This window comes from Streptomyces sp. NPDC030862, assembly GCF_055571835.1.
In genome coordinates, this window is sequence record NZ_JBVIEN010000007.1 from 372,103 (window position 1) to 380,953 (window position 8,851).

At 72.5% G+C, this 8,851-nt stretch carries 6 protein-coding genes; all 6 read left to right on the top strand.

Annotation, left to right across the window (positions count from 1 at the left end):
- Nucleotides 1-89: 89 nt before the first annotated feature.
- The 6 genes from ACZ42X_RS21060 (at nucleotide 90) to ACZ42X_RS21085 (ending at nucleotide 8,708) form a co-directional block, all read left to right on the top strand.
- Entirely contained in the window at nucleotides 90-995 is a 906-nt protein-coding gene (locus ACZ42X_RS21060) for an ABC transporter ATP-binding protein (protein ID WP_468292109.1), read from the top strand.
- Nucleotides 992-1,792 (top strand): ABC transporter permease, encoded by an 801-nt coding sequence (locus tag ACZ42X_RS21065; RefSeq protein ID WP_468292112.1) that lies wholly within the window; start codon nucleotides 992-994, stop codon nucleotides 1,790-1,792. Before ACZ42X_RS21060 ends, ACZ42X_RS21065 begins: the two co-directional genes overlap by 4 nt.
- A 28-nt stretch (nucleotides 1,793-1,820) precedes the next feature.
- A complete protein-coding gene (locus tag ACZ42X_RS21070; protein ID WP_468292115.1) occupies nucleotides 1,821-3,164 on the top strand; it encodes a sensor histidine kinase in 1,344 nt (447 codons plus the stop codon).
- Entirely contained in the window at nucleotides 3,157-3,825 is a 669-nt protein-coding gene (locus ACZ42X_RS21075) for a response regulator (RefSeq protein WP_468292118.1), read from the top strand. Before ACZ42X_RS21070 ends, ACZ42X_RS21075 begins: the two co-directional genes overlap by 8 nt.
- A 219-nt stretch (nucleotides 3,826-4,044) precedes the next feature.
- A complete protein-coding gene (locus tag ACZ42X_RS21080) occupies nucleotides 4,045-6,903 on the top strand; it encodes a lectin (protein WP_468292121.1) in 2,859 nt (952 codons plus the stop codon).
- A gap of 29 nt (nucleotides 6,904-6,932) precedes the next feature.
- Entirely contained in the window at nucleotides 6,933-8,708 is a 1,776-nt protein-coding gene (locus ACZ42X_RS21085; RefSeq protein ID WP_468292124.1) for a ThuA domain-containing protein, read from the top strand.
- The last annotated feature ends 143 nt before the right edge of the window (nucleotides 8,709-8,851 follow it).

An 8,851-nucleotide genomic window follows, 5' to 3' on the forward strand; every position in this document is an offset into this window, starting at 1 on the left:
GGTCGTACCGGCGGTCAACCGATCGGTTGACCGCCGGTCGAGCGCGATGGCCGATACCGCCGGCGGCCGCCGCGGACGAGTCTTGGGCCATGCCCATGATCGAGGTTCAGGACCTGCACAAGGCCTATGGCGACCGGAAGGCCGTCGACGGCGTCTCCTTCGCGGTCGAGGAGGGGGAGATCTTCGGGATCCTCGGCCCCAACGGCGCCGGGAAGACCACCACCATCGAGTGTGTCGCGGGCCTGCGGGCCCCCGACACCGGGACCGTGCGGGTCGCGGGGCTCGACCCCGTCGCCCGCCACGAGCAGGTGACCCGGCTGCTCGGCGTCCAGCTCCAGCAGAGCGAGCTCCAGCCCAAGCTCACCGTCCGCGAGGTGCTCGGGCTGTACGCGTCCTTCTACGACCGCCCCGCCGACTGGCGCGTCCTGGTCGAACGGCTCGGTCTCGCAGGTCAGTTGACGACGCGCTTCGGCAGGCTCTCCGGCGGACAGAAGCAGCGGCTGTTCGTCGCCCTCGCCCTCATCGGCAACCCGCGTGCCGTCATCCTCGACGAGCTCACCACCGGACTCGACCCGCACTCCCGGCGCGACACCTGGACCCTGGTCGAGGACGTACGGACGCACGGCGTGACGGTCCTGCTCGTCACCCACTTCATGGAGGAGGCCCAGCGCCTCTGCGACCGGATCGCGGTCATCGACAAGGGCCGGGTCACCGCCCTCGACACCCCCGCCGGGCTCATCGACCGCAGCGCCGCCGCGCGGACCGTCTCCTTCGCCGCCGACACCCCCCTCGACCGGGCCGACCTGCTGGCTCTGCCGGGCGCGGCCGGCGTGGAGACCCGGGACGGCCGGACCGTCGTCACCGGCACCGACGCGACCGTCGACGCCTTCGTCCACCTGCTCGCCCGCCGCGCCGTGACCGCCCGCGGCCTGCGGATCTCCGAGGCCACCCTCGACGACGCCTACCTCGACCTCACGGGAGCCGACCAGTCATGAACGCCGCCCCTGCACCTTCCCCTGCCCCCACCGCTGCGGCCCCCACCGCTGTCTCCGCCTCCGCCGCACGGGCGGTCCTGCGCGCCGAGGTCCGCCTCTTCTCGCGCGAACCCGGCACCCTGTTCTGGGTGATGGCCGCGCCCACGGTGCTCCTCGTGGTCCTCGGCCTCATCCCCTCCTTCCGCGAGCCCTCCGCCGATCTCGGCGGTCGCCGGGTGATCGACCTCTACCTCCCCGTGGCCGTACTCTTCGCCCTCATCATGGCCGGGATCCAGGCCATGCCGCCGGTCCTGGCCGGCTACCGGGAGCGCGGCATCCTGCGCCGGATGTCCACCACACCGGTCCGCCCGGCCGCCCTCCTCACCGCGCAGCTCGCCCTGCACGCCGCCGCCGTGCTGGTCTCCTGCCTCCTCGTCGTCACGGCCGGCCGGCTCGTGTTCGACGTTCCCCTGCCGGGCGACATCCCCGGCTACGCCGTGGCCCTGCTGCTCGCCACGGCCGGCAGCCTCGCCCTCGGTGCGGCGGTCTGCGCGGTCTCCCGCACCCAGAAGGCCGCCACCGCGGTCGGCGCGGTCGTGGCCTTCCCGGCCATGTTCACCGCGGGCGTCTGGGTGCCGGTCCAGGTGATGCCCGGTACGCTGCGCGAGATCGTCGAGTGGACCCCGTACGGCGCCGCCTCCCGCGCGTTCGACGCGGCCGCGGGCGGTGCCTGGCCGGGGTGGGCGGTGTTCGGGGTGATGGCCCTGTGGGCGGTGGTCCCCGCCGGTGCGGCGGTCCGCTGGTTCCGCTGGGAGTGACGATGCGGGGGGCGAAGTGACCACGAGCGTGAGCACGAGCGTGAGCAGGGGCGGGACGACGGTCGAGGAGCGCTGGCAGCAGTTCTTCCGCTGGGGCCCGTACGGCCTCCTCACCGTCGCCACCCTCCTCGCCGCGGTCTGGGCCTCGGCCGAGGAGGCGGCCATGGACGGACCGGAGACGGCCGCCGCCGGCGCCCTGACCGGCGCCGCGCTCGCCCTCCAGCTCTGGTGGACCGCCCACCAGCGCGGGCTGCCCGCCGTTCCCGTACCGGGGGAGGGCGGCGCATGCGCACGGCCCGTCCCGGTCACCCTCGTCCCGGGCGCCCCCAGCCCCGCCTCGACCGGCTACTTCCTCCTGCGCACCGCACTCGCGTTCGCCCTCACCTGGCTCAACCCCTTCTTCGCCGTGTACGCCTCCGTCGGCTACTTCGACGCCGTCCACCTCCTGCCGGCCCGGCCCGCCCTGGCGCGGGCCGGGCTGCTCGTCGTCGCCCTGACCATGGCCGGTTCCCAGTCCGGCGGGCTCCCGCCCCGATCCACCCTCCAATGGATCGCCTTCGGCGGCCTGTTCGCCCTCAACGCCGGCCTCGCCGTCGGCCTCGCCCACCTGGGCACCAAGGAGGCCGAGAAGGCCGCCGAGCGCGCCGCCACCATCGCCGAGCTCGCCCGTACCAACGCCCGCCTGGAGCAGGCCCTCGCCGAGAACGCCGTCCTGCAGGACCAACTCGTCCTCCAGGCCCGGGAGGCGGGTGTGGAGGACGAGCGGCGACGGCTCGCCGCCGAGATCCACGACACCATCGCCCAGGGGCTCACCGGGATCATCGCCCAACTCCAGGCGGCCGACGCGCGCACCGACCCCGCACAGGCCCGCGTGCACCTGCGCCGCGCGGCCGACCTCGCCCGGCACAGCCTCAGCGAGGCGCGCCGCTCCGTCCAGAACCTCAGCCCCGTCGCCCTGGAGCACGACACCCTCCCCGAGGCGCTGGAGAAGACCGTCACCGACTGGTCCGAACGCACCGGCATCACCGCCCGGTTCACCGTCACCGGCACCGAGGAACCCCTCCACGACGAGGTCGCGTCCACCCTCCTGCGGATCGCCCAGGAGGCTCTGGCCAACGCCGAACGGCACTCCGGCGCCTCCCGGGCCGGTGTCACGCTCTCGTACATGGGCGACGAGGTCACGCTGGACGTACGGGACGACGGCACCGGCTTCGACCCGGCCGCCGTCCCCTCCCGCAGCGGCACCGGCGGATTCGGCCTGGACGGCATGCGCGCCCGCGCCGAACGCCTCGCCGGCAGTCTCGTCTCGGAAACCGAACCCGGACAGGGCACCGCGATCAGCGCTCGCGTACCGTTGGCCCGCCATGAGTGAGATCACCCTTCTGATCGTCGATGACCACCCCGTCGTACGGGACGGCCTGCGCGGCATGTTCGACGCCGACCCCGACTTCCGGGTCCTCGGGGAGGCCGCCGACGGCGTGGAGGGCGTCGCGCTCGCCCAGCGCCTCGACCCGGACGTGATCCTGATGGACCTGCGCATGCCCGGCGGCAGCGGCGTCGAGGCCATCGCCGAGCTCGCCCGGCGCGGCGCCCGCTCCCGGGTCCTCGTCCTCACCACGTACGACACCGACACCGACACGCTCCCCGCCATCGAGGCGGGCGCCACCGGCTACCTCCTCAAGGACGCCCCCCGCGAGGAGCTGTTCACCGCCGTCCGCGCCGCCGCCGAGGGCCGCACCGTGCTGTCCCCGGCCGTCGCGACCCGGCTCGTCACGCGCGTGCGCAACCCCGCCGCACCCGTCGACGGGTCCCTCTCCGCCCGGGAGCGGGAGGTCCTCGAACTCGTCGCGCAGGGCACCTCCAACCGCGGGATCGCCGTCGAGCTCTTCATCAGCGAAGCCACGGTGAAGACCCATCTGACGCACATCTACGGCAAGTTGGGCGTCAAGGACCGGGCCGCCGCGGTCGCCGCCGGATACGACCGGGGCATCCTGGGGCGCCGCCGAGGCGAGCCCGGAGCCGCCGAGCGGTGATCGCGGCGGCCTCTGAGTGCTTTGTCCTGCGTGCGGAAGAAGTAGGGAATCCGCGTGCGAAAGGGGTTACGCGCCCGGACCAAGCCCGCTAACTTCCTTGAAATGCACCGGTCATGAGTCGACGGCCGGTGACCTTCGGCGCGACGGCGCGCGCCGGTGCTCCCCCGGCAGGCCCCTTCCCCGGCCTGCCGACCCCCACGGACACCCACGGGAGACTCTGTGCGCAGAAAACCGTTCCGGACGTTCGGTTCCTCGGGGTTACGGCAGACCCCCGCCCTCCTCCTCGCCGGCGCGCTCCTCGCCCCCGCCGGGCCGGCCACGGCGGCGCCACCCCCCGACGCGCCGCCGGCGGCGGCCGCCGCGGCCGAGGAGTTCCAGCAGGTCACCCTCGCCAAGGGCGTGGCCGAAACGGGCGAACCCATGACCATGGCGGTGCTCCCCGACCGCTCGGTGCTGCACACCTCGCGCGACGGCACCCTCCGCCTCACCGACGCCGCCGGCACGACCAAGGTCTCGGGCAGGCTCGACGTCTACACCCACGACGAGGAGGGCCTCCAGGGCGTCGGCGTGGACCCCGCCTTCGCCGCCAACCGGTACGTGTACCTCTACTACGCGCCCAAGCTCACGACCCCGGCCGGTGACGCCCCGGCCGACGGCACCGCCGCCGACTTCGCCCCGTACGACGGCGTGAACCGGCTCTCCCGCTTCATCCTCAACGCCGACGGCACCCTGAACACCGCCAGCGAGAAGAAGATCCTCGACGTGCCCGCGAGCCGGGGCATCTGCTGCCACGTCGGCGGCGACATCGACTTCGACGCGCAGGGCAACCTGTACCTGTCGACCGGCGACGACTCCAACCCCTTCGCCTCCGACGGCTACACCCCCATCGACGAGCGCGCCTCCCGCAACCCCGCGTACGACGCCCAGCGCTCCGCCGGCAACACCAACGACCTGCGCGGCAAGGTCCTGCGCATCAAGGTGGCCGCCGACGGCTCGTACACCATCCCGGCCGGCAACCTCTTCGCCCCCGGCACGGCGAAGACCCGCCCCGAGATCTACGCCATGGGCTTCCGCAACCCGTTCCGGATGAGTGTCGACAAGGCGACCGGCACCGTCTACCTCGGCGACTACGGACCGGACGCGGGCACCGCGAACCCCTCGCGCGGCCCCGCCGGACAGGTCGAGTTCAACCGCATCACCAAGGCGGGCAACTACGGCTGGCCCTACTGCGTCGGCAAGAACGCCGCCTACACCGACTACGACTTCGCCACCGGCACCTCCGGCGCGGCCTTCTCCTGCGCCGCCCCGAAGAACACCTCGCCCCGCAACACCGGCCTGACCGACCTGCCGCCCGCGCAACCCGCGTGGATCCCGTACGACGGCGGCTCGGTCCCCGAGTTCGGCTCCGGCTCCGAGTCCCCGATGGGCGGACCGGTCTACCGTTACGACGCCGCCTCCACCTCGCCCGTGAAGTTCCCGCAGAGCTACGACGGCAACTTCTTCGCCGGCGAGTTCGGCCGCAAGTGGATCAAGCGCATCGCCCAGACCGCCGACGGCACCGTCCAGTCCATCAACGCCTTCCCCTGGAGCGGCACCCAGGTGATGGACATGGCCTTCGGCCCCGACGGCGCGCTGTACGTCCTCGACTACGGCACCGGCTACTTCAACGGCGACGCGAACTCCGCGCTCTACCGCATCGAGCACATCACCGGAGGCCGCTCCCCGGTCGCCCAGGCCAAGGCCGACCGCACCTCCGGCAAGGCCCCGCTCACCGTGGCCTTCTCCTCGGCCGGCAGCTCCGACCCCGACGGCGACCCGCTCACCTACCGCTGGGCGTTCGGTGACGGTGCCACCTCGACCGCCGCGAACCCGTCCCACACGTACACGGCCAACGGCCAGTACACCGCCACCCTCACCGTCTCCGACTCCACGGGCCGCAGCGCGAGCGCCTCCGTCCAGGTGACCGTCGGCAACACGGCGCCCACCGTGAAGCTCGAACTGCCCGTGGACGGCCGGATCATCGACCCCGGGGCGGCGGTGCCCTTCAAGGTCACCGTGACCGACCCCGAGGACGGCACCATCGACTGCTCCAAGGTCAAGGTCACCTTCATCCTCGGCCACGACAGCCACGGCCACCCGCAGACCTCCGCGACCGGCTGCTCCGGCACCGTGCAGACCATCGCGGACGGCGAACACGACCCGAACGCCAACGTCTTCGGCGTCTGGGACGCCGAGTACACCGACAAGGGCGCGAACGGCCAGCCCGCCCTCACCAGCCACGACCAGCACATCAGCCAGCCCAGCCACCGCCAGGCCGAGCACTACGGCGCCTCCTCGGGCGTCCAGGTCGTCAGCCACACCCCCGCCCACGGCGGCAAGACGGTCGGCTACATCGACAACGGCGACTGGATCTCCTTCACGCCGTACGCCCTCGACGACGCCGAGCGGTTCACCGCCCGCGTCTCCTCCGGCGGCACGGGCGGCACCATCGAGGTACGCGCCGGCTCGCCCACCGGCACCCTGCTGGGCACGGTGACGGTGCCGGTCACCGGCGGCTGGGAGACCTTCCAGGAGGTCGGCACCCCGCTGACCAACCGGCCCGCCGCCACCACCACCCTCCACCTCGTCTTCAAGGGCGGCACGGGCGCGCTCTTCGACGTGGACGACTTCCACTTCACCACCCCCGGCACCGGTGCCCGGACGGGCGAGGTGAAGGGCGTCAACGGCAAGTGCCTGGACGTGGCGGGTGGTTCGTCGGCGGACGGTACGCAGGTGCAGGTGTGGACCTGCAGCGGTTCGGCGGCGCAGAAGTGGACGGTGCCGGGTGACGGCTCGCTCCGGGCGCTCGGCAAGTGCCTGGACGTGAGTGGTGGTGGTACGGCGGACGGTACGAAGGTCCAGCTGTGGACGTGCAACGGTACCGGCGCGCAGAAGTGGCAGGCCCGTGCCGACGGGACGCTGCTCAACGCGCAGTCGGGCAAGTGCCTGGACGCCGAGGGAGCGACCTGGAACGACGGCACGAAGGTCCACCTGTGGACCTGCCACACCGGGGCCAACCAGAAGTGGACCCTGCCGTAACCGCCGTCCCTGAGAAGGAGGTGTCACACATGCGCAACACATTGACCAGGGTGGGCTGCTGGCTCGCCGGAGCCCTGCTGTGCACGGCCGCGGCACCCGCGCTCGTCGCGGCCCCCACCGCCCTCCCCCGGGAAGCGGCCCCGGCCGCCCCCGTCCGGGAAGCGGTCGCCGCCGCCGACCCCGCGTACAAAATCCTCGTCTTCTCCAAGACGGCGGGCTTCCGCCACTCCTCCATCGACGAGGGCGTCACCGCCCTGCGCGAGCTCGGCGGCGCCCACAACTTCACGGTGGACGCGACCGAGGACGCCCAGGCGTTCACCACCGGCAACCTCGCCCAGTACAAGGCCGTCGTCTTCCTCTCCACCACCGGCGACGTCCTGAACGCCACGCAGCAGACCGCGTTCGAGGGGTACGTCCAGGGCGGGGGCGGCTACGTCGGCATCCACGCGGCCGCCGACACCGAGTACGACTGGCCCTTCTACGCGGGCCTCGCCGGGGCGCTGTTCCACTCCCACCCGCACAACCAGACCGCCACCCTCAAGGTCGAGGACCGGGCCCACGACGCCACCGCCCACCTGGGCACGAGCTGGCAGCGGTTCGACGAGTGGTACAACTACCGCACCAACCCGCGGACCACCGCCCACGTCCTGGCCTCGCTCGACGAGTCGAGCTACACCGGCGGGAACATGGCCGGCGACCACCCGATCTCCTGGTGCAAGGACTACCAGGGCGGACGCGCCTTCTACACCGGAGGCGGCCACACCGAGGCCTCCTACACCGAACCGGCCTTCCGCCGGCACCTGCTCGGCGGCATCCGCTGGGCGGCGGGCATGACCGAGGCCGACTGCCGTCCCGAGTCCGGCTACACCGCGCTCTTCGACGGATCCGGCACGACGGGCTGGCAACAGGCGGGCCCCGGCTCCTTCGCCCTCGCCGACGGTACGCTCACCTCGCAGGGCGGCCTCGGCCTGCTGTGGTACTCCGCGAAGGAGTTCACCGGCGACTACTCCCTCAAGCTCGACTGGCGCATGACCGACGACGACAACTCCGGGGTCTTCGTCGGCTTCCCGGCGTCCGGCGACCCCTGGTCGGCGGTGCACAACGGCTACGAGATCCAGATCGACGCCACCGACACCCCCGACCGCACCACCGGCTCCGTCTACGGCTTCAAGCCGGCCGACACCGCCGCCCGCGACGCCGCGCTGAACCCGCCGGGGGAGTGGAACACATACGAGATCCGCGTCACCGGCGAACGACTGGAGGTCTTCCTCAACGGCCGCAAGATCAACGACTTCACCAACACCGACCCGGCCCGCAGCCTGCGCCAAGGACACATCGGCCTCCAAAACCACGGCGACGGCGACCAGGTCTCCTTCCGCAACATCCGCGTCAAAACGGCGGGCACCACACCTCCACCCCCCAACCGGACGGGCGAGGTGAAGGGCGTCAACGGCAAGTGCCTGGACGCGGCGGGCGGTTCCTCCGCGGACGGTACGCAGGCGCAGCTGTGGACCTGCAACGGCTCGACCGGCCAGAAGTGGACGCTGCCGGGTGACGGCTCGGTCCGGGCGCTCGGCAAGTGCCTGGACGTGAGCGGCGGCGGCTCGGCGGACGGCACGAAGATCCAGCTGTGGACGTGCAACGGCACCGGCGCCCAGAAGTGGCAGCCGCAGACTGACGGGACCGTACGCAACCCGCAGTCGGGCAAGTGCCTGGACGCCGAGGGCGCGACCTGGAACGACGGCACGAAGGTCCACCTGTGGACCTGCCACACCGGCCCCAACCAGAAGTGGACCCTGCCGTGATCCCCTGAGTGCCCGTGGGTGACGGGCGTGGGGGGGGGGGGGGGGGGGGGGGGGGGGGGGGGGGGGAGGGAAGAGGGGGGGGGGGGGGGGGGTTTCCAGCGCACAGGGAGAGACCTGTTCGGCGTTTAACCGTTCCTATTCAT

Coding starts and splice junctions, on each gene's coding strand:
- ACZ42X_RS21060 (WP_468292109.1), top strand. CDS start 90: ATGCCCATGATCGAGGTTCAGGACCTGCACAAGGCCTATGGCGACCGG.
- ACZ42X_RS21065 (WP_468292112.1), top strand. CDS start 992: ATGAACGCCGCCCCTGCACCTTCCCCTGCCCCCACCGCTGCGGCCCCC.
- ACZ42X_RS21075 (WP_468292118.1), top strand. CDS start 3,157: ATGAGTGAGATCACCCTTCTGATCGTCGATGACCACCCCGTCGTACGG.
- ACZ42X_RS21085 (WP_468292124.1), top strand. CDS start 6,933: ATGCGCAACACATTGACCAGGGTGGGCTGCTGGCTCGCCGGAGCCCTG.